Annotated in this window: 22 protein-coding genes; 14 read left to right on the top strand and 8 right to left on the bottom strand. The window is 39.6% G+C overall.

Annotation, left to right across the window (positions count from 1 at the left end; translation table 11 throughout):
• The first annotated feature begins 106 nt into the window (after positions 1-106).
• Complete coding sequence (locus tag FUT79_RS14470) at positions 107-772, top strand: DUF2715 domain-containing protein (protein ID WP_148889768.1); 666 nt, start codon at positions 107-109, stop codon at positions 770-772.
• A gap of 813 nt (positions 773-1,585) precedes the next feature.
• Here the strand turns inward: FUT79_RS14470 and FUT79_RS14465 are convergent.
• A complete protein-coding gene (locus FUT79_RS14465) occupies positions 1,586-2,449 on the bottom strand; it encodes an alpha-hydroxy-acid oxidizing protein (RefSeq protein ID WP_044635063.1) in 864 nt (287 codons plus the stop codon).
• A gap of 132 nt (positions 2,450-2,581) precedes the next feature.
• On the opposite strand from FUT79_RS14465, the gene FUT79_RS14460 reads away from it, so the two are divergent.
• The 6 genes from FUT79_RS14460 to FUT79_RS14435 all read left to right on the top strand — a co-directional run bounded on the left by FUT79_RS14460 (position 2,582) and on the right by FUT79_RS14435 (position 9,721).
• Complete coding sequence (locus tag FUT79_RS14460; protein WP_024752687.1) at positions 2,582-4,072, top strand: type I 3-dehydroquinate dehydratase; 1,491 nt, start codon at positions 2,582-2,584, stop codon at positions 4,070-4,072.
• On the top strand, positions 4,050-4,781 hold the full coding sequence (gene rpiA / locus FUT79_RS14455) for a ribose-5-phosphate isomerase RpiA (protein ID WP_002698489.1): 732 nt from the start codon (positions 4,050-4,052) through the stop codon (positions 4,779-4,781). The genes FUT79_RS14460 and rpiA overlap by 23 nt, the downstream gene beginning before the upstream one ends.
• Positions 4,782-5,408: 627 nt before the next feature.
• The gene (gene coaE / locus FUT79_RS14450) at positions 5,409-6,041 is read left to right on the top strand and encodes a dephospho-CoA kinase (RefSeq protein WP_002698483.1); all 633 of its coding nucleotides are present in this window, start codon (positions 5,409-5,411) and stop codon (positions 6,039-6,041) included.
• A 24-nt stretch (positions 6,042-6,065) separates the two neighbouring features.
• Positions 6,066-6,938 (top strand): SPOR domain-containing protein, encoded by an 873-nt coding sequence (locus FUT79_RS14445; RefSeq protein ID WP_002698481.1) that lies wholly within the window; start codon positions 6,066-6,068, stop codon positions 6,936-6,938.
• Between the two features lie 39 nt (positions 6,939-6,977).
• A complete protein-coding gene (locus FUT79_RS14440; RefSeq protein ID WP_044635048.1) occupies positions 6,978-9,125 on the top strand; it encodes a chitobiase/beta-hexosaminidase C-terminal domain-containing protein in 2,148 nt (715 codons plus the stop codon).
• Positions 9,122-9,721 carry a ribonuclease HII gene (locus FUT79_RS14435; protein WP_002698477.1) on the top strand — a complete coding sequence of 200 codons (600 nt, stop codon included), beginning with the start codon at positions 9,122-9,124 and terminating at the stop codon, positions 9,719-9,721. The genes FUT79_RS14440 and FUT79_RS14435 overlap by 4 nt, the downstream gene beginning before the upstream one ends.
• 63 nt (positions 9,722-9,784) lie before the next feature.
• Here FUT79_RS14435 and FUT79_RS14430 read toward each other — a convergent pair whose 3' ends face one another.
• Positions 9,785-11,290, bottom strand: coding sequence for a Do family serine endopeptidase (locus tag FUT79_RS14430; RefSeq protein WP_024752689.1), 1,506 nt, complete (start codon positions 11,288-11,290; stop codon positions 9,785-9,787).
• Positions 11,291-12,144: 854 nt separating this feature from the next.
• Here FUT79_RS14430 and infC point away from each other — a divergent pair.
• The 7 genes from infC to FUT79_RS14395 all read left to right on the top strand — a co-directional run bounded on the left by infC (position 12,145) and on the right by FUT79_RS14395 (position 15,768).
• A complete protein-coding gene (infC, locus tag FUT79_RS14425) occupies positions 12,145-12,669 on the top strand; it encodes a translation initiation factor IF-3 (protein ID WP_002698467.1) in 525 nt (174 codons plus the stop codon).
• Between the two features lie 113 nt (positions 12,670-12,782).
• Positions 12,783-12,983, top strand: coding sequence for a 50S ribosomal protein L35 (gene rpmI / locus FUT79_RS14420; protein ID WP_002698460.1), 201 nt, complete (start codon positions 12,783-12,785; stop codon positions 12,981-12,983).
• Between the two features lie 27 nt (positions 12,984-13,010).
• Positions 13,011-13,370, top strand: a complete 360-nt coding sequence (rplT, locus tag FUT79_RS14415; protein ID WP_002698458.1) for a 50S ribosomal protein L20 — start codon at positions 13,011-13,013, stop codon at positions 13,368-13,370.
• A gap of 3 nt (positions 13,371-13,373) precedes the next feature.
• The gene (gene zapB, locus FUT79_RS15845; protein WP_024752690.1) at positions 13,374-13,748 is read left to right on the top strand and encodes a cell division protein ZapB; all 375 of its coding nucleotides are present in this window, start codon (positions 13,374-13,376) and stop codon (positions 13,746-13,748) included.
• Positions 13,749-13,753: 5 nt separating this feature from the next.
• Complete coding sequence (gene zapA / locus FUT79_RS14405; protein WP_002698455.1) at positions 13,754-14,083, top strand: cell division protein ZapA; 330 nt, start codon at positions 13,754-13,756, stop codon at positions 14,081-14,083.
• Between the two features lie 9 nt (positions 14,084-14,092).
• Positions 14,093-15,304: a mannose-6-phosphate isomerase, class I gene (gene manA, locus FUT79_RS14400; protein WP_024752691.1), complete on the top strand. Its 1,212-nt coding sequence runs from the start codon at positions 14,093-14,095 to the stop codon at positions 15,302-15,304.
• Positions 15,301-15,768, top strand: a complete 468-nt coding sequence (locus FUT79_RS14395; RefSeq protein ID WP_002698451.1) for a YaiI/YqxD family protein — start codon at positions 15,301-15,303, stop codon at positions 15,766-15,768. The genes manA and FUT79_RS14395 overlap by 4 nt, the downstream gene beginning before the upstream one ends.
• On the opposite strand, the gene FUT79_RS14390 is transcribed toward FUT79_RS14395, so the two are convergent.
• The 6 genes from FUT79_RS14390 to fliR form a co-directional block, all read right to left on the bottom strand.
• Positions 15,740-16,996, bottom strand: a complete 1,257-nt coding sequence (locus FUT79_RS14390) for a GAF and HD-GYP domain-containing protein (protein WP_024752692.1) — start codon at positions 16,994-16,996, stop codon at positions 15,740-15,742. The two genes, FUT79_RS14395 and FUT79_RS14390, sit on opposite strands and share 29 nt — an antisense overlap.
• Positions 16,997-17,381: 385 nt before the next feature.
• Complete coding sequence (locus FUT79_RS14385; RefSeq protein ID WP_002700940.1) at positions 17,382-18,263, bottom strand: MinD/ParA family protein; 882 nt, start codon at positions 18,261-18,263, stop codon at positions 17,382-17,384.
• A gap of 39 nt (positions 18,264-18,302) precedes the next feature.
• A complete protein-coding gene (gene flhF / locus FUT79_RS14380; RefSeq protein WP_024752693.1) occupies positions 18,303-19,622 on the bottom strand; it encodes a flagellar biosynthesis GTPase FlhF in 1,320 nt (439 codons plus the stop codon).
• Between the two features lie 9 nt (positions 19,623-19,631).
• Positions 19,632-21,761, bottom strand: a complete 2,130-nt coding sequence (gene flhA, locus FUT79_RS14375) for a flagellar biosynthesis protein FlhA (RefSeq protein WP_024752694.1) — start codon at positions 21,759-21,761, stop codon at positions 19,632-19,634.
• Entirely contained in the window at positions 21,754-22,893 is a 1,140-nt protein-coding gene (flhB, locus tag FUT79_RS14370; RefSeq protein ID WP_024752695.1) for a flagellar biosynthesis protein FlhB, read from the bottom strand. The genes flhA and flhB overlap by 8 nt, the downstream gene beginning before the upstream one ends.
• Positions 22,890-23,687 carry a flagellar biosynthetic protein FliR gene (gene fliR / locus FUT79_RS14365; RefSeq protein ID WP_024752696.1) on the bottom strand — a complete coding sequence of 266 codons (798 nt, stop codon included), beginning with the start codon at positions 23,685-23,687 and terminating at the stop codon, positions 22,890-22,892. The genes flhB and fliR overlap by 4 nt, the downstream gene beginning before the upstream one ends.
• Between the last annotated feature and the right edge of the window lie 2 nt (positions 23,688-23,689).

Here is a 23,689-nt window from a genome sequence, read left to right as displayed (position 1 = left end):
CTTCGGTTTTAAGTTAATCGAAACCAAATATATTTACACAAGGCATCTCTAAAAATCACTGTTACGAAATTCCCGCAAGGTTGCTTTTACAAGCAAGGAGAATATTATGAAAAAAATAATAGCCTATAGTTTTTTATCTCTTTTTATAGCGGGGGCTTCCCTATTTGCAGCGGAAATTGTATTTGCACCGAGCGTAGGAGGTTCGCTTTATACGGTTAATAGTCCGGTAGAAGTATCGGTACCTGCAGACAAAAATCAGCTTGACTCTTATTCTAAAAAAGCGGTCGCCTTTATTCTGCCTTTGCCGTCCTTTGGGCTTGATGCGCATTTTACAAATGAGAACAGTGGTTTTACATTCAGCCTTGGTAATAACCTCGGCGTTCCCATTACGCTTTATAGAAAGGGCGGCTTTGGTGATGAGTCCCGAAAGGCGTTGGGTTTCGCGTGGGACGGGCAAATGTTATTCGGCTATACCTATGGGGTAAAAAAAGATTTTGCATTAACTGTCGGTGTCGGTCCAGGTTTTGCTCTTGGTCTGTTCAATGCTATCCCTAATGAAAAACGGATTTTAAGTGTTTATTATAATCTCAGTCCGATCGGTGCTCATATGGTATTCAGGTACTATTTCACCGAACATGCCGGCATAAGTGTTAATATCTATGATTCAGTCGGTATTTCAGGGCTCGTACTAGATAAAAAAACCAATGCAGCCGGAACATTCGGCATCGGGAACGTTTTTACTTTAAAACTCGGAGCGGCTTTTAGACTCTAAGAAAAGAAGAAATTTAAAAACCGTAATCAACAAAAGAGTTTACGGAAAGCATTTTTATAAATTCTTATTTTGCCGGCACAACTTGTCCTTTGGCATGTGCAAGTTGTACTTTGTTTTGCCTAAAACAATCGGCTTGCAACAATCTCGCAATGACAGACAAAAGGTTATTGTATTGTCAATTGTGATAAGCTTAAAATAAATTCCGCTGCACAAGTTGCAGGAAGTTCAGATATCCTCTCAATTTTCCTTGCCGCGGATGGTAGTGGTTTCATATTTCCTATGCTAAATTGCTCACCGTTGTCAAAATCAGAACGGGCACGGACGCCCGTGGCTCAAAACAGACAGTTTAGTTTTTGCCACGAACGTCAAAACTCAGAACAAATTCAAACGATGTTTAAAAGCATCAATACAAAATTATAAAATTGAAGCTTTTAAACTCGCAGCACTGATTTAATCAAGAATACTAAAAATCAGTGCGTGGCGGTGGTTCCACGCAGAAACGATGTTTTAAAGCAAGACTGTTTGTAAAGCTTTAAAACTCGCAGGTTTGGTTTTGACAAGGACGTCAAAAATCAGAACCGCCACGGATGGCGGTGGTTCCACGCAGCAGCGATGTTTTAAAGCAGGACTGCTTACAAAGCTTTAAAACTCGCAGGGTTGGTTTTGACAAGGACGACAAAACTAAACCTGAGCTCTTTTTTATAAAATTTTTTACGTTTTGGTAAGGATGTATTAAAAAACGAATTGACTTATTAAAAAAACGGTACACTAGTTCGACTTTAAGATTTAATTCCGGACGGGAATCCCATAGATTTATTGAAAGGCGGTCAGCATTCGTTTGATTCCGCTTTTTCCGTAGCGAAGGAGAGCGGTAATACATGGGCGGCCAAGCATAATTTGACTTGCTCCCAGCGCCTTTGCCGCAAGCAGGTCTGCTTTACAACGCAGCCCACCGTCAACCCAAAGTTCTCCGCAATATTGTCGCAACTCTTTGCCGTGTGCTGCTAAAAAATTTGCGGTACTTCCTCTACGCGTTTCAATTCTTCCGCCGTGATTTGAGATAACGATGATATCAGGTTTTAAATCACGCATAGTTTCTATGTCGTCATCGGTGAAAATTCCTTTTACCGCAAAGGGGCGATGTGCGTATCGCTGCAGGGCTTGTAAATTTTGTGCATTCTTTTTTTCCAAGTTTACAAGATTCCGCATTGTTACAATATTATACGAGTCAATATCAATCCCGATAATTTCAGCTTGTTCGCGAGCCCAATCGATACGCTCAAAAAATTTTTTGTTCGGATACGGTTTAATAAAAACGGCAGCCTTTGCCCGATACTGTTTAAGTGCGGCAATACCGCTTTGCAATTTTATATCAGGACAACCGTCTCCGATACTCAAGCGAACGCCTGCTTCAAGAGCTGCTTCTATTAAATCAAAGTAAAAATCTTCTTCATTCGGATATCCGATATTTTCAACGCCGCCCGTTATCGGCGCAAGCCGTATTTCAGGAAGCCCCTCTGTCGGCAGCTGATGGTAGTTTTTCCATGCGGCACAGTTGGCAATAAAGTTTGCATTTTTAAACACGCCGCCCATCCCGGGCAGCTCTCCGGTACAGCCTAAACCTTCACAAGTCTCACAAAAATAGCATTTATACTCCGCACACATGCGGGCTATCATAAAGTATTTTCTTTGTTTTAGCAATAAAGGGGTAAAGTTGTTTTCATTAAACATACAACAACGCAGCTTTTTGATTTTTCTTAATTGTACACCTATCTTTTAATTGTTGATGTTTTTTCTTATACTGCTTGCATGACGCCAAAAATTTGTCTTGTTTTAACTGAGGATACGATAGAAAAAAATCTTGTGCTGGTGCAAAAGTATCGGAGTTTGATTGATATCGCGGAGCTGCGTGCGGATTTTTTGCAGCCACAGGAGGTGTTGCTAATTAGACGATTCCCCGAGTTGGCGGGGCTTCCGGTTATTCTTACTGTGCGGCGACGGATTGACGGCGGAAGGTTTACGGCGGGAGAGGCAACTCGAGTTACTATTTTTGCACGTGGGCTTGCATTCAGCGACCCTGATCCGGCTAAAAATTTTTCTTATATTGATCTTGAAGGAGATTTACAAGCTCCAAGTATTGAAGAAGCGGCTCGCGCTTTTAATATTACTATTATTCGCAGTAAATATAATCATAAAAAAGCAATTACAGATATTGATGCGGAAATTCAACAAGTTAGACGCTCCGATGATGAGATAGTAAAAATTGCATACAAGGCGAATTCTCTTTCCGATGTTACCAACCTTTTTAGGTTTGCAAATCATGAACGAGGAAGATGTATTTTAGTTGCAATGGGAGCGTATGGAGTTCCTTCTCGTCTTTTGGCAAGCAGGCTTAATTCGGAAATTACGTATGTGATGCCTCAAGAGAAAACATCAGAATTTATTCCCGGATTGATCGATCCTTTTTCTTTGGTTTATTTGTATCGGTTTAAGCAGATAAATGAAAAGACAAAAATTTTCGGTGTTGTCGGATCGGATGTTTCGGAAAGTTTAAGCCCGCAAATGCATAATAAAGCGTATGCAAAACAAAACATCAATGCAGTGTATATTCCGATCAATGCAAGAGTTTCTGAAGATGTAATTGAATTTGCAGAGGTTGCGGGTGTTAGCGGACTTTCGATTGATCATCCGTTCAAGAAGCCGATTGTTTCATCCATGAATGAGTGCTCAAAAACAACAACGGCAATTAGAGCAGCAAATACTGCAGTGTATTCAAACGGAAGTTGGAAGGCTTTTAATACCGATGTGGAATCTTTTTCAAAAGCTTTACAGGAATTTTTGCAAGTAAAAAATTTGCGTTTTAAACGGGTAGCAATTATCGGTGCGGGCGGAGCGGCACAAGCGGTTGCTTATGCAGTAAAACAGTTGCACGGCAAAGCCTGTATATTCAATCGGACTGTAGAGAAGGCAAAACAAATTGCCCTCCCTTATCGATTTAAATGGGCAATACTTGCTCCTGCATCGGTTAAGTTACTGGAAAAGTATTCTTCAATTATTATTCAAACCACAACAGTCGGGAATAGTTTTTCACTTGCGGAAGATCCGCTTTTCTTTTATACTTTTACAGGAAAAGAAGCGGTGTTTGATTTAAATTACAAACCTGAAAAAACAGCCTTGCTTACTCATGCGGAAGAAGCCGGCTGCAAAATAACAAACGGTTATAGAATGCTGGAATATCAAACATATCGGCAATTTAAAATTTTTACTGGAGAAGATTATGAAAGCCCTCTTAACGCTTGATGAGCAAAAACAAATAGTAGCAAAACATGCAATTGACACTTTAATAAAAGAAGGAAAGATTTTTTCAGGAATGAAAATCGGGTTAGGTACCGGTTCAACCGCCATGCCTGCGGTAAAACGCCTCGCCGAGTATATTCAAAAAGGAAAACTCAAAAACATTGCGGCGGTTCCAAGCAGTTTTCAAACTTCAATTGCCTGCGAGGAGTTTAATATTCCGATATTTTCTTTGAGTTCCGGCAGAATTAACGGCGAGCTTGATCTTACCATAGACGGAGCGGATGAGATAGATTCTAAAAAGAATTTGATCAAAGGCGGTGGGGCTGCTTTGCTGCGTGAAAAAATAATGGCGTATAACAGCAAAAGCTTTGTGATTATCGGCGATGAATCAAAGCAGGTAAAAACGCTTGGTACAGGTTTTCCTTTACCGATAGAAATTGCTCCCGAAGCCCGTTTGAGCATTATGAAAAAACTTGAAAGCTGGGGCGTGTCCATGGTACTCCGTGACGGCATACGCAAAAAAGGCCCCGTTGTTACTGATAACGGAAACTTTATTTTAGACATTAAATGGCCTGCACAGGCAAAGACAAACCCTTCTAAATTTGAAAAAGAACTAAACGCTATTCCCGGTGTTATTGAAAACGGTTTTTTCACCGAAAACCCACCCCGCGTGTTCATCGCCAATGCAGGCGGCGAGGTTAAGGAGTTCTAGTATAGCGTTTTGTAATTAAGTTGCTGTTAGTAATCGGAGTATTAGTAATAATAGCTTGCAGCTTCAGCATCCCTATGGTAAATTGCGCACCGCAGCTACGTAAATAAAAAATCAAAAAATTACAATCAGACCCGCCACGGACTATTGTGGTTCCCATACGCAGTATTGATGTTTGCTTGCCTTTGTCAAAAATGGCAGGCAAAATTTTGAAATTACATTTTGCCGATGGTAAGTTTACCTACCGTTGTCAAACTCAGAACGGGCACGGACGCCCGTGGTTCCACGCAGAACCGATGTTTTAAAAGCACAAACTTTTTCCAAGTGCTTTTAAAACTCGTGGTTTAGTTTTTGACATGGACGCAAAATCAGAACCGCCACGGATGGCGGTGGTTCCAAACAGAAACGACGTTTTAAAGCAAGACTATTCGTAAAGCTTTAAAACTCGTGGTTTAGTTTTTGCCACGGACGGCAAAAACTAAACCGTTGTGTCGAACTCTTTTTATAAAATGACTTAAAAACGTTATTCCAGATTTATTATACCCATCGTTCTCCTTTCTTTTGTAAGAGAATTTTCCTTTTTAAAATTTCATCTTTTATAGTTTGTCTTTTTTTATTATACTCTTTATTATGGAAGAAAAAAGAGCGCCGATTATCGGTTTGGCGGGGCAAAGTTGTGCCGGAAAGAATGTTGCTGCTGAAATTTTAGAAAAGCGGGGGTTTTATTGTATTGATGCCGACCTTGTTGCGCATGAAGTTTTGGCTGCGGAGTCTGAAGAAATAGCGGCTTTATTTTCGGAAGAGTGCGAAAAAAACGGGCTTCAACTTATAAATGCTGACGGCAGCCTTAATCGTAGAAAACTCGGTGAATTGTTGTTTTCCGACCCTGTATTGTTAAAAAAACACGAGGCTTTTATTTTTCCGAAAATAAGTGCTGTTACGCGCAAACGCATCAATGAGGCTTTTCTGGAGGATCCTCATCGCCCTGTTTTGCTGAATGCACCGACGTTGCACAAGACTAAGCTGCTTGACGAGTGTGCGTTTGTGCTATATATTACCGCACCGAAAATCTTACGTATATGGCGCTGCAAAAAAAGAGACAAGCTTTCGTTGAAAGAGATTTTCAAAAGATTTTCCAATCAAACGGATTTCTACTCTCAATATGTTTATAGAAATGCCGATATAGAAAGAGTAGCCAACTACGGAACTGCGTCTATGTTGGAAAAAAAACTGGAGCAGATACTTTTAAAAAAGGGTTTATAAACCCGAAAAGATTTTGAGGCATTTATGGAACAAAAGAAAATTTTATGGGTTATTATATCAGTAACTTTGTTTATCTTAATTATTGTAGGAACTGCTTTATTTTTATATTCGCCCGCAAGATCCAAAAATTCCGCTATTGCGACCGATTTATCAAAATATACGAACGACACTCAAGCTTATAACCAAGCGGGGATTGATCCGAATATGTGGGCACGCGAACCCGATAAAATTCCTGAATTCGGAAATGCTCCTGCACAGCTTTCCGGAAATACGATGAATGTGCTGATTGTTCCCTCGCCGGAGTCAAAACAGGATATTGATGTTTCTGACTTGACTAATTCGGAAGAAAATCTCGGTGAAAAAACAAATTCGCTTCCTCCTGAACTCGCCGAGCAAATAGGTCTTAACGCAACTCCTGAAAAAAAAGAAGATAAAGAAGTGAAAGCGGCGAAAGAGCAAGAGCCGCCTGCAAAAAAGACTGTTGCAAAAGCAGAGCAGAAAACTGAATCTACTCCTCAAGTGAAGAAAACTTCTTCGCAGCAGGTTTCTTCCGCAAAAACACAACCAAAAGCGCTGGCAAAGGCTCCGCAGAAATTATCGAGCAAATCAAAGACTCAAGCTGCATCCACAAACTCACCTTCAAAATCGGAAATGCTTTTCTGGGTGCAAACAGCCTCTCTTTCAAGTAAAATAAATGCGGAGCGGGCGCGCGACAGACTTGCCGAAAAACATATGAAGGTTGAAATTTTTACAAAAGAAACTTTAACCGGAGTAACACATCGAGTTCGAGTCGGCCCCTTTGCCAATAAAACCGAGGCTGAATACTGGTTAAAAAACATTAAAACAATTGACGGTTTTAATGGAAGTTATATTTCACAAGAGAAAGTAAAAAGGTAAGAGGTAAAAGCATAGATAAAGCATACGAAAAAGGAATCCATGAATAAAGCACGTATAAAAAAAATCTCTCTTTTATCTTTTTTGTTTTGCGTTTATCTTACCGGATTTACTTTCGCCGAAGAGTCTTATTCCCCTGTTTCCGTTATAACGGAGTATGAAGAACAGGGCGCGCAGCTGACTTTAAAAATGCCTTCCGAAACTAAAATAGAGAAGGCATTTTATCGTTTATACAATCCGGTTTTTAATACTTTTGCGGAAGGACGGTTGGGATATTCAGAACCGCTTTATTGTCCCTACGGAACCGAAATTTGCATTTGGAAGCAAAAACGGGACGGCTCTTTTTCAAAAGCTCTTGCTTACACGGTACATCCGCAGCAAGACGCTCCTTTAATGGAAGTAATAAGCCCGCAGTCCGGGGCATGGGAGAATGAGCAGTATTTAATTATCAATGCTCAAAAAAACACTCAAATTGTATATTCGATAGACGGCAGCGATCCCGAGCAGTTCGGACTTGTATACACAGAGCCTGTTTTAATTGATAAAACAGGTTTTATCAATTTAAGAATAAAAGCAATAAAACCATTCAGAGAAACCGAAGAAAAGGTAATTCACTACTCTGCCATGCGCGGGCAGCTGCCGTTGCCGCCGTATACAACGGAGAAGCCTTTTACTTTTATGAAAAAAGATGCCGGCTACCGCGTTTTGAATTGGTATTTTATAGAACTTCCGCTTGGCGAAAACGGCGTGTATCTATTGGAAACAGAAAAAGAAAATAGTTGGCAAACTTATACGGGGCCGATTTTTGTTCCTCGTGATAAAGATGTTTTGCTTTCGTGGTATTCCGATGACAAAGAAAAAATGCAGTCGGTTTTATTACCAAAAAAACCTCTTATCAATGGAGTGCCGGAAAAGCCGACTAATAAGCCGGTACTCTTGCAAATAGAAAAAACAGCATCTCCCTTTATTTTTTATTATCAAAATTCCGAGCGTTTTATGCCTGATGATTTAAAAGGGACTGCGGCTTTTTTTAACCCTTCGGGAACTTTGTTTGATGTTGCAGAAGAAGAGAGTAAACATTTTTTTCTGCGTATTCGTGCTTTTTATGATGGAGTTCCACACGGTGATATAACCATCCATTTTGAAATCGATAAAATCCCGCCATTAAAACCTCTGATCAGGTTTGAGCCTGACCATTCACCGTCTACAAAGCCGGTTACCATTACCGCTTCTTCAGGAGCGGAGCGGGAAAGACTTCTGTATACAATAACTCCGCCCGTATATATTAAAAAAGGAGAGGAAATTATATTAACCGGGAAAGAAAATGCTGCAGTTGAATATGAGCTTTCCTTTTATACGCAAGATGAGGCGGGAAACACTTCTTCGGTGCTAAAGTATTCTTTTACAGTTGATAAAAATACATATTACATTGATGCAACTGCCGCAAATGGGGGAGACGGCAGTTTTCAAAAACCTTTTACAAGTTTTGAGGAAGCTTTTTTCACTCTTGCGGAAAAAGAAAAAACAGATACGCCGATACGATTTAGTTTAAAAACAGGAATTACAGTACCCGAGTCAATCGTGCTAAACATTCCGATTATTATTGATGGAAATAAAAATCAAATTGAGTTTGCTCCTGAAGCTTTTCTTTCCGTAAAAGATTGCTCATGTGAATTAAAAAACACTCGCATTTCTCGAACATCTTTACCGGATTCAAAACTGCCGCTTATACAGGCTGAAAATGCGAATCTTATTTTAAAAGATTGTGAAATTAACGCAGCCGGAGGCGCTGCAACAATACAGGTTACCAACTCAAGAATTGAATGCAATACCGTACAAATACAACAAAGCAAAACTGATTATGCGGTTTGTTTCCAATTAAAAGATTCCGCAGCTGAGTTACATAATGTATATTTGCTTTGCGAAGGACTTATTGCGCTCGGGGTTTCCGCTGACAGTTCATTTGTACAGCTTGACACTTTTGTCGCAAATATCGAGCCGCAAACCGTAGGCAGAGTGATAGAGCTTTGGAATTCCCAAATTATAATTGATAAGTTAAGCGGCAAACGTATACCCGAACATAAAAAAAATACGGATATTGCGCTCTGGTATACCAAAAGCTCAAAGGTTACGGTAAAAACTTTGCCGATATTTAGAGGCTTTCAAAAAGGAGTTCAGTCTTCACGATGACACTTATCTGTGGAATTGATGAGGCGGGAAGAGGGCCTTTAGCTGGGCCTGTAACCGCCGCCGCCGTTATTCTTCCGCCTGATTTTGCATCTACGCTTTTAAATGATTCTAAAAAACTTTCTCCCCAAAAAAGAGAAGCATGTAGAGCGCTCATTCAAGCTCAGGCGCTTTTCATTGGAGAAGGAAGGGCTGACCATATCGAAATTGATGCAATCAATATTTTGCAGGCGACTTTACTGGCAATGAAACGGGCGTTTGATGACTTGTATCAAAAAGTTTTAACAAGTGAATGCAGGGCAGCTTCTATCCGAATAATCGTAGACGGAAATAAACTGCCTGATTTTCTGAATCCTTCAATTATTGCGGCGGCGGCAGAGCCGAAAGCCGATGCAAAATACCCTGAAGTTATGGCGGCCTCTATCATCGCAAAAACAACCCGTGATATGGAAATGCTTGAATGGGCAAAAAAATACCCGCAATACGGATACGAAAAGCATAAGGGTTATTGTACCGCCGCTCATGTGCAGGCAATAAAAAACTTCGGCTTTTCTCCTATCCAACGCAAAACTTTTAAAATACCGGAGTTAAAAAACTAAAAGCCTTCTAAAATTTAAAATTTTAGAAGGCTTTGTATAATTTCCGCTATTCGTAAAACTGTTTTATTTACTCAGTTTAAAGCGAATTGTTGACAATGTTTGTCCCTCACGCAAGACATCAAACCACACTTCTTTTGTCTGCTGAGAAATAACATTATAGAATTCTTTTATATTGGCTATCTTCGTGTCATTTACAGCGGTAATAACATCCCCGCTTTTGAGCCCCATTATTGCAGCAGGACTTTTGTTTTGGATATTGGCAGCTATTACACCGGTAATATTTTTTTTCAGTTTCAGTTGTTCACGAATACTGTCAGTTATCGGAACAGGTACAACTCCGGGCCAAAGCTTTGCGGAATCTTCAACAATCTTTTCGTCTCGGGCGTCAATTTTTACATTGAGAGAAAGTTCTTTTCCATTTCGCATCAGAACAAAAGATGCGGTTTGTCCTTTGCCTAAATTGCCGATGTCGCGCACTAACTGATTAATATCTTTTACTGTTTTACCGTTTAGCTTTGTAACATAATCGCCCGGCTTCATGCCTCCCTTATCCGCGGGAGAGCCGAGGAAAATTTGAGCAACAAGAGCTCCATCAATATTTTTAGGAATACCGAGCTCTGCAATAGTATTAGCATCCGTGCCAATCAACTGCACACCAAGCCAACCGTACTTAATTTCACCGTATTGAATAAAAGAGTCAATATCTTTTTTTACATTATTAATCGGAATTGAAAACCCGAGTCCCTGAGAGCCGCCGCTTGAAGAAGCAATCCATGAATTGATCCCAATAACCTCTCCATAAATATTTACCATAGGACCGCCGGAATTCCCTTGGTTGATTGCGGCATCGGTTTGAATAAAATCATTAATGGTATTTCCGGGACCGCCAAATCTTCCAACCGCACTGATAATGCCTTGTGTTACGCTTGAAGAATACCCAAGTGGAGAGCCGATTGCGAATACAATATCTCCTACTTGTGCAACATCGGAATTCCCGAGCTTTGCAACCGTAATATTATTATCAGAGGTTTCAAAAGAAACAAGTGCAATATCTTTTCTCTGATCTCCGCCTACAAGTTTTCCCTTGAATGTCCTACCGTCATAATGCTTTACTTCTATATCGTTTGCTTTTCCGACAACGTGATAATTTGTTAAAACATAATAAATTTTTCCTGTTTTTCGTACTATAACGCCGGAGCCTAAACCTTCAGCGCGGAATTCACGCTCTTTCGGTTCATTCTTTTCATCTCTATTTTCGGGATTCCCAAAGAAAAACCATGGAAAACCATCTGAAAAAGGATCTTGAACACGAACCTTTCTTGTTTCCACCACATCAAGCGTTACAACCGCAGGCAGGACGGCGGAAGTAACCTGCCGATAAGCTCCCTGCAAACCTTCCAATAAAGACACGGTATCTTTTGAAATGCCTTCAGCAGCACCGGAATCCGCAAAAACAGTATCCGCAGACTCCCTATTTGTTGAACAGCGCGCAGAAACCAATACAAGAAATACCGCAACAACCGCAGCTGATACGGTCATAAATCGTTTTGTTTTTGATGATAAATGCATTTTTTCTCCTCGTTAAAATGTAACGATCTAAAAATTTTGAAAACACTTTCTTAAAAATCACAATAATATACATATAATAAAAAACAAAAACTCATAAAAGTTACACTCATGATATTTTGCATCTTTTAAACTGCAAAGCGGTTTCATCCACAGGAATTTGTATGTATTGATTTTCACCGGCATAGCATTTTTTTAATATATTTTACACAAATCAAGACAATTTTATAAAAAGAGTCAGACACAACGGTTTCATTTTGCCGTCCGTGGCAAAATGAAACCTGCGAGTTTTAAAAGCACTTTAAAGCGGCTGTGCTTTTAAAACATCGCTTCTGTTTGGAACCACGGGCGTCCGAGCCCCCGTTCTAAGTTTTGCCGTCCGTGGCAAAATGAAACCTATGAGTTTGAAAACTCCTAATTTATATAGCTGTGGTAGTTTTCAAACTCAATTCTGTTTAGAACCACCGCCGTCCATGGCGGTTCTGATTTTGACGTCCATGTCAAAACCAACCCTGCGAGTTTTAAAGCTTTGCAAACTGTCTTGCTTTAAAACGTCGCTTCTGTTTGGAACCACGGGCGTCCGTGCCCCCATTCTGAAAATTTTACACTTCTCCGGTGCAGGGGTGCCGTAGCGCCCTACATGCGAAGTATAGGCGGGAAAAGTTCTGCATAATAGTTTTTAAACATTGTCCGGAATCAACACGCAAAAGTGAGGCTCAAGGGACGGCAGTCCTTGTGCATGCGTAAGCACGGAAAAGCATTTTCGTTGCTTGACACTTTCAAGATAAATTTAGTATAATCAGTTTTGTAACTTTATTTTTAATGTGCATTGCATACGATGTGCGTAAGGAGGATCGTTGGCGGAAGGAAAAGGATTACGAGTTAATGAACAAATTCGTATAAGAGAGGTTAGATTAATTGATGAGGCAGGGCAGCAAAAAGGGATTGTTCCCACTGTTGAGGCTTTACGAATGGCTAAAGACATTAATCTTGACCTAGTAGAAGTTGCTCCGCAGGCGAATCCGCCGGTTTGCAAAATTCTTGATTATGGCAAATATCGCTTTGAAATGGAAAAAAAGCTCCGTGATTCCAAAAAAAAGCAAAAACTGCAAACATTAAAAGAAATACGAATGCAGCCAAAGATAAATGATCATGATATGAATTTTAAAGCAAAGCATATACAGAAATTCCTTGACGGAGGAGATAAAGTTAAAGTAACTATACGCTTTCGGGGGCGTGAGTTGGCTCATACCAACTTAGGTTATGATGTATTACAAAACGTTTTGCAAAGGCTCAGCGGCGATTTTTCTGTCGAAAAGCAGCCTGCAATGGAAGGGCGAACAATGTCAATGACTTTGGCGCCAAAATCAAAAAAACAATAGGGATAGATTTTATAATAATCTTATTGTACAATCACTATTCTTCAAACCTGAAAAGGTTTTTTAAAAGCCGAGACGGAACCTCGGATTTGAAATAAGAGAATTGGAGGCATGACATGGCTAAGATGAAAAGTAAAAGCGCTGCGGCAAAGCGCTTTAAAATAACGGGAAGCGGTAAAGTAAAATATAAAAAAATGAATTTACGCCATATTCTTACAAAGAAATCTCCTAAACGCAAAAGAAATTTACGTAAACCGGGAATTTTGTCAGATGCAGATACAAAAGTGGTACGCAAAAAGCTTTTACCGTATTCATAATGAATTGATAATTATCAGGAGTATATAATGCCAAGATCATTAAGTAGTAATAACAGAATTCACAGAAGAAAAAAGATCCTTAAACAGGCAAAGGGTTTCCGCGGAAGACGAAGTACAAACTACAAGGCGGCAAAAGATGCGATTGTAAAAGCTCTTACTCATAGCTATGTAGGGCGCCGAGATCGAAAAGGTGATATGCGCCGGCTCTGGATTAGTCGTATCAACGCGGCAGTTCGTGCTGAGGGTATGAGTTATTCACGCTTTATTGACGGAATATCAAAAGCAGGTATTGAATTAAACCGCAAAGCTCTTTCCAATATGGCTATAGAAGATCCTGCTGCATTTAAAGCAGTAGTTGATGCTTCAAAAAAAGCACTAGGAGCATAAAATATGTTAAACCTCGATCAAATTAAACAACTGGAAGAAAAAGTAACAAAGGCTGTTTTTCTTATTAATTCGTTAAAAGAAGAAAATAATAAACTTAAGCTTGAAATTCATGAGCGGGAAAAACGTATTACCGAGCTTGAAAATCTTGTGCTTTCTTTCAAGGACGACCAATCCAAGATCGAGGAAGGAATCATCAGCGCGCTTAATCACTTAAGTGCGTTTGAGGATTCTATGTATAGCACTCATCAGGAAGCAGAGCAGGCGCAGGCTTCTCTTCCTCCCGATCAGCCGGCTCAAACTTCCGAAAATCAGGCTCTTGCCGATATTCTTAACACTCCTCCAACTGATCCGAATAAAAATCAGATGGAAATCTTTTAGTCAGTATGGATAAGGGCCAATTAAAGATTGATTTATTGGGTGCCTCCTTTACCATTCAAGCAGACGAAGATTCCGTATATTTAGACTCTTTATATATGCATTACAAAGCGGTTGTTTCGCAAGTGGAGCAAAATTCAGGTGTTAAAGATCCGCTTAAAGTAGCAATTATCAGCGGAATTTTGTTGGCTGATGAATTACAAAAAGAAAAGCAAAAAATAGGAAATCTTCCGCAAGCACAAACCGATTTACTTGAAATGGGACAGTATACGCAACGAATGCTTAACTCAATTAATAGTGCTATTGACGATCGTAGCGATACTACTAACATGCGATGAGGGAAGAACATGCGTTATTTTTATAAACTTGATAATACTATTCGTACTTATCCTTGGGGTTCCAAGCAGGGGATTGCTTCCGTACTCGGGAAAAAAAATATTTCGAACGACCCTTGGGCTGAATTATGGATGGGCGCTCACCCCGCAGCTCCAAGCATGATTGATAAAGCTGATGGGAAAGTTAGCCTTCTATCTCTTATTGAAGCAAACCAAGAACTTTTGCTTGGAAAGAAAACCGCAGCGGCATTCGGCTCTTTGCCTTTTTTATTCAAAATTCTTTCCGCCGGTTCTCCTCTTTCTATACAGGTGCACCCGAACTCGGAGCAAGCCAAAAAAGGTTTTGCAAGGGAAAATCATGCAAATATTCCACTTGACGATTATGCGCGGAACTATAAAGATGAAAATCATAAACCGGAAATAATGCTTGCGCTAACACCGTTTACCGCTCTCTGTGGATTCAGAAAAAAAGAAGAAACTTTGCATTTTTTTGAAACCCTGCATATTGATTTTTTTGATGCGCTTATACAAAAAACTCTTAGGCAAAATCCCAGTGAAGATGAATTTACCGGAAGTTTTTATGAGAATTTATTGCAAGAAAATGAAGGGTCTGTCCGCTCTTTACTCGATAATTGTAAAGCACGTATACAAAAACTGAGTGATGGGCGCTCGCTTTCTGAAAATCCGTTTAATTTGGCATTAAAACTGGCGGCACAATATCCTTCCGATTCCGCAATTCTTGCTCCTCTTTATTTAAATATTATCGAACTTAATCCCGGCCAAGCGATTTATCTTTCGGCGGGAATACTGCACGCCTATGTTGAAGGCACGGGACTTGAGCTTATGGCAAATTCCGATAACGTGTTGCGAGCGGGACTGACCGGAAAACATATTGACAAAAAAGAGCTTTTGGCAATCACTTCTGTAAAATCATTTTCGCCTGTTATTTTAACCGATGATAAAAAGGATTCACTTTTTTCATACAAAACACCTGCAAAAGAATTTGAATTGAGCAGATTATCGATAAAAAATAAAAAAACACACATACAGCTTGCAGCTGCGGTTATTATACTTGTAACTGAAGGAAGAATAATAGTAACTGATAAAAGCGGAAATGAATCGTCGGATCTTTCGCAAGGGGATAGCCTTTTTATCGGAGCCGGGGCGGAAGAGCTTTTTGTCGAAGGAGAAGGGACCGCTTATATAGCGGGTGTTCCAGTGTGAGACTTTTAGTTGATTCTGATTCTTGTCCTGCAAAAATACGATCGATTATTTGTAAAACAGCAAAACGGTTGAAGGTTGAAGCTGTTTTTGTTGCAAATCGCCCTATCCCTGTAGCGAACAATCCTTTTTGCAGTTTTATTCAAACCGGAACTGAATCCCAAGCAGCCGATATACATATTCTGAATACGGCATTATCGGGCGATATTGTTATTACGCGCGATATTCCGCTTGCAAAAGCACTCATTGATAAAAATATTTTAGTAATAAATGATAGAGGAACTGTATACACAAAAGAAAATATTAATGAGCGGCTTTCTATCCGCAATTTTATGTATAAGCTTCAAGAATATGGATTAACGCCGGAAAAAACAAAAACTTTTGGTAAAAAAGAAATTAGCGATTTTGCTCAAGCGCTTGACAGGGAAACAACTAAACTTATTCGACATCAACAAAACGAGCTTTAATTGCTAAAATATGAGAGTGTACATCAAAGAAGGCATCAACTAATGCGGGGTCGAATTTTAGCCCTCGCTCTTTTTTTATTAACGCTAAAATATCTTCTTCTTTCCATGGCTCTTTATATGAACGCTTTGAAGAAAGCGCATCATAAACATCTGCAAGTGCAACAATTCTGCCGCCAAGCGGGATTTCTTCTCCGATTAAACCTTGCGCTTTTCCCGTTGTAGGGTTTGTTTTTAAAACCTTTCCCGTTTCTATACATATATGACCGGGATATCCGGAGCCATTCCAGTTTTCGTGGTGGCGCAATGCAATGTCTTGGGAGAGTTTATCAATCTCTGTTTCTATCGGATTAAAAAGCTTTGCACCAAGCCATGTATGCGTTTGCATTTGAGCATACTCTTCCTCCGAAAGTTTTCCGTTCTTTTTAAGAATTGCATCGCTTACCGCAATTTTTCCTACATCATGTAAAAGAGCTGCGATTTTTAACTTATCGCGATATTGATTTCTTTCATCTTCCGGAATATTATGCAAAAAAGCCCAACGGTCATAGATTTCCACCGAATAATTGGCAACGCGATTTACATGCATTCCCGTTTCCAGGGGGTCGCGTAATTCCGCCATCTTATTCATGCGCATGATCATGGATCGAGTAAGATATGCCCGCTCCAAAGCAACACCAGCATTTGTGGCAAATCGATTAAGATAGGTTTCATCCTCTGTGCTAAAAGCTCTGATATTGCCTTTTTTGTCTTTTGCATTTAATACTTGCAAAACACCCAAAACTCGACCGGACACCGCCAATAGCGGAATAGTAAGAATAGAAACCGTTCTATATTTTGTTGTCTCATCGGAACCTTTGCCGAATTTATACGGTTTTTCAGGATCAATATTATATACATCCGGCTCGTTAATCGCTTTTTTTGTTGAGGCGACGTATCCTGCAATAGTACTTTCGTTTATCGGAAAATTAAAAAACACAAAGGGAAGCTTTTCACCTTTCGGTAAATTTTTTTGCAGAGTATCATTTTGAGCATAATGAATAAAAAGCTGATTATCTTCAGCAATATAGATGGAGCCGGCATCGGCTTGCACAACTTTTCTGGACTCGGTGAGTATTTGTTCAAGAAGTATATCAACATCGCTGATGCTATGCAGCATTGTCTCGGTTTCGATAATGCTGAGGAGCGTTTCTTTATGTTTTTTAAGTGACTTTTTTTTCATTACTTGCATAAAAATAGTATAATTCGTTTTTTTCAATTAGTCAAAGAAATTGCTAAAAAAATATACAATTTCTATAATAGAGATAAGTGCAGCGGAATACTACCGGTGCAGCGTTTTGTAATTAAGGTACTGTTATGCAGAGAAGCATCGGCAGGAGGTTTGTGGATGTAAGCATCAGTATGGTAAATTGCCCACCGTTGCTAAACTCCAAACGATGTTTTAAAGCAAGACTATTTACAAAGCTTTTAAAACTCGCAGGTTTAGTTTTTGACATGGACGTCAAAACCAAACCGTTGTGTCTAACTCTTTTTATAAATTTTTTATGATTTGTATTAGATGTTAAAAAAAGCGTTGCAGCAGCTTATAAAAAATTGTGTTTGATGTCCTAAACGTTTTATTCCCACTCTCGCCCGAAAATTTTCCGGATAAAGCCAGTAAGACCTCCCGTTTCGGGAATTTCAGTTTTTTCAAGTTTGGCTACAATGTGGCGGAGACATATTGATGCCTTCGATTTCGGCTCGGCAACTAAAAACGGGGTTTGTTTGATAACGCATTCTCCAACAGCGGAATCGTCATAAATAAAGCCAAGGTATTCAACTTTCAGATTTAAAAACTGTGCGGCGATTTGGATCATGCGCGCAGCAATTTTCCTGCCTTCCGCTGCTGTTTTAACTCTGTTTACAATCATTTTTAAGTTTATATCTTTATTGTCAACTTCAGTTGCAATAATTTTTATGATTCCGTAAGCATCGGTTATTGCAGTCGGTTCGGATGTTGTTACGATAATTACATCATCGGCGGATGCAACAAAACCTATCACGTTTTTTGAAACGCCGGCACTGGTGTCAATAATAATGATATCCGCCAATGAAAGAGTGTACAACTCTTTGATAAAGGCGTTTCGCTCCACCTCTGTCATATTTGCGATTTTTGAAAAACCGGATGCGCCGGCAATCATTTTTATACCGAAATTGGTATTGATAATAATATCCGACATTCTTTTTTGTTTTTTTATCACATGATAAAGGTTGTATTGCGGTATAATATTCATCATAACATTGATATTTGCCAAGCCGAGATCGGCATCAATCAATATAACTTTTTTTCCCATTTGCCCGTATGCAATTGCCATGTTCGTAGCAATATTTGTTTTACCTACTCCGCCCTTTCCGCTTGTTACCGCAATAATGTGGGTTTTTCGTTTCGCATAAGGCGCTCCACTCTCTTTTTGGTCTTCTTGCATCAGTAAGCGCAACTCTTCCGCTTGATCCGTCATCTATGACTCCATTTCCTTGTAACTTGTCGTATAACAATTCTACTCTTCTTCATCGGCAGAAATACTGAAACCTTTTAGCTTTGAAAGCAATAATTTTTTGGAAGCGGGACCAAAATCTCGGGGTACAGTTTGTCCGAATGTTATATAGCTGATGGGAATTTTAATATCTTTTAATGCACTGAGCAGATTGCCGATACGAAGGGTTTCATCAAATTTTGTAATGATAAGAGAGGTGTAATTAAAAACGCCATATTGTTGAAATATTTCCCGCAAATCGCTTGTCTTTGTTCCGGCAGCAACAGTAAGGTACATCTCAAAATCAATATTTTTTGCCGCTTCAAAATACTCCACTGTTTTTTTTATATTATTTGTATCATTTGCTGCACGCCCCGCCGTATCAATACAAACAACATCAGCTTCATTTTGATATAGCGTAAGATATGTTACAAATGTGGGGATTGTATCAGCCCCGCAAAAATCAATTCCCATTACTTCACAATAGCGCTCCATATGAGAGACAGCACCTATCCTGAAAAAGTCTGTCGTGATCACTTTTACGCGTTGTTGTTTTTGTTTTCGTTTGGATTCAAATTTAAAATAAAAGGCGGCAAGCTTGGCAAGCGTGGTTGTTTTTCCTACGCCTGTCGGGCCTACTAATGCAATATTTCTTGTTTTTTCAAGATTAGGAGGCTCCAATATAACGATGGATTCTTTTATCCATTGGAGAACGGTTGATTCCACTTTTGCGTAATTTGCAAGATCTTTATAAGTTAACTCTTCTTTTAATCGAGTCAATATGTCATTGATATAAGAAAAGCTGAAATCATTATCTTCCAAGATAGATTGTATTTTTTTTAACGTAGGAAGCTCCCGATCAACTACTTGTATCGCTGTGGGCGCAGGCTCGCTATTAATTTTTTCCATCATCGATTCTAATTTTTCGGCAAGTTGCGCAACCGCTTCTATATTTACTTTTTCTTGATTTTGCTGCTCGCTTTGTTCTTCTTTTGCTTTTTGGATATAGCTTTCAAGCAATTCTTTATATTTAGGATTGAACCGATAAGCCGATTCAAGTATTTTTATTTTTTCTGTTGTGTCGTCGCTTATAACGGGTTTTCTTTCAAAATTTTCCCATACGGTATCCAAGTTTTTTGCTGCCGGAAGGTTCGCAATCGTCTGCGTTGGGTTTTCCGTATAAACCGAGAATAAAATTTCTATAATAGGCTTTTCAATTAATCCAAATAAAATTTTTTGCTTACTTGTTTTTGTGCGCAAAATATTTATTGTCTTTCCATATTTTTTATGAATTTTTTCAAGACACTTTTCATACGTTTGAGCCTGTTCAACTAGTACATCCATTATCTATCCCTAATTTCCTACAGTTTCTTGCTTTGTCTCTGAATGGGTTTCGCTCTCCGTTCGTATTACCCCTACGGTTTCTATTTGCATATCAGCGGAAATCTCTTTAAATGATAATACGGGGACATCAAGATTGCTGGATTGTAGCATATTCCATAAAGAGGCGCGGATCGCATCGGGCACCAATAAAACAGCGGCATAACCGTCTTGCTGCACTGAAACAAGTGTTGTTCGAATCGCTTGTAAAATCGTTCGCTGCTCTTTTTGCGAAAGCGTAAAAATTGCATCGGCATCAACGGTAAACGCGGCTTTTTCCGCAAGATCAGCTTCCAATGCCGGGTCAATGCGCACTGCATGTAATATATTATCTTCATTCACGTATTGCAAGCAAATTTGGCGTCCAAGTCGTTGTCGAACCTTTTCAATAAGAAGAGGTATGGGAACCGTATCATTAGAAGCATAGTCCGCAAGAGTTTCAAAAATAGCAACCGTGTTCCGGATAGAAACCTGCTCGCGCAAAAGACCTTGCAAAACTTTTTGTATTTTACCCAACGGGCATTTTTTTGTTACATCATCAATAACCGCAGGATAATCTTTGCGCAAGGCATCAATAATTGCCTGTACATTTTGTCTGCCTAAAATATCCGCCGCGTGAGTTCTAATAATCTGCGTAAGATGCGTGGCAATAATTGCCGACGGCGCAACAACAGTGTAACCGGCTCGCTCCGCCCTGTCTCTATTCTCTTCGGATATCCATATTGCCGGAAGCCCGAACGTCGGATCCGTTGTCCGCTCTCCGGGAATTTCCTCCGCAACAACACCCGATTTTATCGCAAGAAACCACCCAAGCCGCAATTTTCCGCGCGCAACTTCCAACCCTTGAATTTTAAAACAGTAAGAACCCGGCTCTAATCTCATATTATCAATAATACGAATTTTAGGTGCAACCAAGCCGAGATCCAGCGCAGCTTCTTTTCTGATTACTTTAATTCTGCTTAAAAGTTCCGCCCCCTTTTCTTTATCAACAAGAGGAATAAGCGCATAGCCAAGCTCCAAAGAAAGCGGGTCAAGCGGTACAATCGGGCTGATATCGGATGCGGGCTCGCCGGTTTGCTGAATTCCCGATTTTGCTTGAGCCTGTTTTACCTCTTCCGAGACTCTTGTTTTTTCTTTTTTATTAAGTTGCCATCCCAGAAAAGCAAACAGAATCGCCATACAAAAAAGAATAAAATGAGGAAATCCGGGTAAAAAAGCCATAAAAAGCAAGGTTCCCGCACCGATGAAATAAACCCATGCATCTTGCGCGAACTGTGCTTTTACTTCTTCTCCAAAAGAATTTTCATCGCCGGAGCGTGTTACAATAAATCCTGTTGCGATGGAGATCAAAAGAGAAGGTACCTGTGAAAGGAGCCCGTCTCCGATTGTAAGTTTTGTATAGGTTTCAAGCGCGGAAGAAAATGTTTCACCGCCAAAAACCATTCCGGTAATTAAGCCGGCGATAATATTTACCATCGTAATAAAAATTCCGATTTTCACATTGCCTGAAACAAATTTACTCGCACCGTCCATAGCTCCGAAAAAATCAGCTTCTCGCTGTATTTGTTTTTTTCGTCTGCGTGCTTCTTCTTCTGTAATAACACCTGCATTATATTCTGCATCAATGGACATGCTCTTTGTTGCATTAAAGTCAAGCGTAAAACGAGCCGCAACTTCTGCAATTCTGGTAGCACCTTTTGTGATGACAAAGGCTTGCACGGCAATCAAAATAATGAAAACGGTAAAACCGACCACCAACCCTTGATTGCCTGAAGAGCCGACAACAAAGGAGCTGAATGCATTTATCAGCGTTCCCTGCAGCTTTCTTCCTAAGGTTAAAATAAGTCGAGTAGAGGATACATTTAATCCAAGCCCAAAAACAGTTGAAACAAGTAACAAAGAAGGAAAAACCGAAAAATCCGTCGGCTTTTTAACAAAAAGCACCATGAGCAAAATCAGCAAGTTAAACACAAGGTTAAACGCCATTAAAACATTAAGAACAGATAAGGGCATTGGTATAATTAACGAAAAAAGGACGACAAGCACTCCTATCGCAGTAAAAATATTAGCATTAAAAAAATCTACCTTTTTTGTTTCAGCCATTTACATCTCCTCTCTGTTGTGCTTGCATTTTAAATTTATCAAGCTTGGTGAATATCAATACCAGCGCATTAAAGTACTCATACGGCACTTCTTTCCCGATTGCCACCTGCGCATATAGGGATCGAGCCAACGGTTTATTTTCTTCTATCGGGATATTGTTTTCTCGTGCAATTTCTTTAATTCTTTGCGCAAGCTGATCGGAGCCTTTTGCAATAACTATGGGAGCCGGCATCTCTCCGAGATCATATTTTACCGCAACCGCATAGTGTGTAGGGTTTGTAATTACTACGTCAGCTGTTGCCGCTCCCCGCGCGGATTCCCGCACAATAGCCTGCATCTGCCGTCTCAATTGGCTTTTGATCAACGGGTCTCCTTCCTGTTCCTTTATTTCTTCCTTTATTTCAGACTTAGACATTTTTAATGAATCGATAAACTGTTTCCTTTGAAAAAAATAGTCCGGAATTGCAAAAAGCAATAAAAGCAAGCTGACTGCAGCAAGAATCTTAGCGGCAAGCCCCGCAATATAAAACACCGCTTGTACAAAACTCACTTGCAACATAGAAATAAACACCGTGATGTTTGATTTTATGATTAAATATGAGACAAAAACAATGGCGGCAACCTTCATTAATGATTTTGCAAGATTAAACAAACCTTCTATCGAAAAAAGCGCACGCTTAAAAAATCGAACAATATTCGGAGAGATTTTATCAAATTTCGGCTGTATTGGTTTTGTCGAAAATAAAAAACCTCGGTTTTGTATAAGGTTTGACAAAACACCCGCCGTAAGCGCAATGAATGTTATCGGGAATACTATTTGTGCAAAATATTTTATAAAAACAAAGAACCATTCGCCGCTGCGAATATCAGCCTGCGTACACCGGAGAAAAAAAAATTTGAGTATTTCCATGCAACTATTCAAAATATGAGGCGCAAGAAGAATCAATGCAAGCGCAGGAAAAAACACCACTAGCGCCGAATTCATATCCTGACTTTTCGGAACTCTTCCTTCTTCTCTGGCTTTTCGCAGTTTTGTTTCTGTCGGGTCTTCCGTTCTGCCTTCATCTTCAGCGGCAAACCACTGCAAATCAATAATGAGGGGCAATTCATATAGAGTATATTCGTTATTCATATTTTTGTCCCCATTTGAATAAGCAGCTGCTCAAAAGTTTCAAAACCTTGCTGCAATATCACAATAAACAAATTAATCATATAGGGTAATGCTACGGAAAGTAAAAAGAACGTTACCATAATGGTAATCGGAAAACCTTCCGAAAGCAAATTCATTTGCGGAGTAGCCTTTGTTAAAAGCCCCATAGAAACATGTATCAGAAAAAGCGTCCCCATAATAGGAGCCGCAATAATCATCGCTGTTAAAAAAAGCTTTCCCAAAATCTGCATAAAAAACGGTATTAGGATAGCTTGTTTTTCCAAAAAAATAAAGCAGTTTATTGTTTGAAAATTGCGTAAAACACCGCCTAAAAACAGAGTTTGAAAGCCTTTTACTTGCAAAAAAGTTAACACCGCAATAAAGTTTAAAAATTGTCCCATTAACGGGTTTTCAATTTGCGCAAGCGCATCGTATACTTCCGAAGCGCCAAACCCCATTTGATACGAAAAAAATTGTCCTGCCGTGCTGAAAGACACAAATATCATATTGATAAAAAATCCGGTTAAAACACCAAGCAAGCCTTCACCGATTAAAAGAAGAATGTAATGCGAACCAATCTCGGTTTGTATTGATTCGGGGTAAACTGCCAGCGGAAATATTAAAAAAGCAAGCAATCCGGCAAGTGCAACTTTTACAACCCGAGAAAAAGCACGAGTTGACAGCAACGGCGTTGTCATAATCATACCGAAAATACGTACCGCAACAAGGAGAAATATCGGAGCTTTGTTTAATATAAAATCAAAAGGATTTCCCACTG

It is taken from the genome of Treponema phagedenis (assembly GCF_008153345.1).
Classification (GTDB): Bacteria; Spirochaetota; Spirochaetia; order Treponematales; family Treponemataceae; genus Treponema; species Treponema phagedenis.
This window is presented reverse-complemented; position numbering and strand designations above follow the sequence as displayed.

Excerpts from the sequence above, each read along its gene's own strand:
- FUT79_RS14470 (WP_148889768.1), top strand. The coding sequence starts at position 107 with ATGAAAAAAATAATAGCCTATAGTTTTTTATCTCTTTTTATAGCGGGG.
- FUT79_RS14465 (WP_044635063.1), bottom strand. The coding sequence starts at position 2,449 with ATGATAGCCCGCATGTGTGCGGAGTATAAATGCTATTTTTGTGAGACT.
- FUT79_RS14460 (WP_024752687.1), top strand. The coding sequence starts at position 2,582 with ATGACGCCAAAAATTTGTCTTGTTTTAACTGAGGATACGATAGAAAAA.
- rpiA (WP_002698489.1), top strand. The coding sequence starts at position 4,050 with ATGAAAGCCCTCTTAACGCTTGATGAGCAAAAACAAATAGTAGCAAAA.
- coaE (WP_002698483.1), top strand. The coding sequence starts at position 5,409 with ATGGAAGAAAAAAGAGCGCCGATTATCGGTTTGGCGGGGCAAAGTTGT.
- FUT79_RS14445 (WP_002698481.1), top strand. The coding sequence starts at position 6,066 with ATGGAACAAAAGAAAATTTTATGGGTTATTATATCAGTAACTTTGTTT.
- FUT79_RS14440 (WP_044635048.1), top strand. The coding sequence starts at position 6,978 with ATGAATAAAGCACGTATAAAAAAAATCTCTCTTTTATCTTTTTTGTTT.
- FUT79_RS14435 (WP_002698477.1), top strand. The coding sequence starts at position 9,122 with ATGACACTTATCTGTGGAATTGATGAGGCGGGAAGAGGGCCTTTAGCT.
- FUT79_RS14430 (WP_024752689.1), bottom strand. The coding sequence starts at position 11,290 with ATGCATTTATCATCAAAAACAAAACGATTTATGACCGTATCAGCTGCG.
- rpmI (WP_002698460.1), top strand. The coding sequence starts at position 12,783 with ATGGCTAAGATGAAAAGTAAAAGCGCTGCGGCAAAGCGCTTTAAAATA.
- rplT (WP_002698458.1), top strand. The coding sequence starts at position 13,011 with ATGCCAAGATCATTAAGTAGTAATAACAGAATTCACAGAAGAAAAAAG.
- zapB (WP_024752690.1), top strand. The coding sequence starts at position 13,374 with ATGTTAAACCTCGATCAAATTAAACAACTGGAAGAAAAAGTAACAAAG.
- zapA (WP_002698455.1), top strand. The coding sequence starts at position 13,754 with ATGGATAAGGGCCAATTAAAGATTGATTTATTGGGTGCCTCCTTTACC.
- manA (WP_024752691.1), top strand. The coding sequence starts at position 14,093 with ATGCGTTATTTTTATAAACTTGATAATACTATTCGTACTTATCCTTGG.
- FUT79_RS14390 (WP_024752692.1), bottom strand. The coding sequence starts at position 16,996 with ATGCAAGTAATGAAAAAAAAGTCACTTAAAAAACATAAAGAAACGCTC.
- FUT79_RS14385 (WP_002700940.1), bottom strand. The coding sequence starts at position 18,263 with ATGACGGATCAAGCGGAAGAGTTGCGCTTACTGATGCAAGAAGACCAA.
- flhF (WP_024752693.1), bottom strand. The coding sequence starts at position 19,622 with ATGGATGTACTAGTTGAACAGGCTCAAACGTATGAAAAGTGTCTTGAA.
- flhA (WP_024752694.1), bottom strand. The coding sequence starts at position 21,761 with ATGGCTGAAACAAAAAAGGTAGATTTTTTTAATGCTAATATTTTTACT.
- flhB (WP_024752695.1), bottom strand. The coding sequence starts at position 22,893 with ATGAATAACGAATATACTCTATATGAATTGCCCCTCATTATTGATTTG.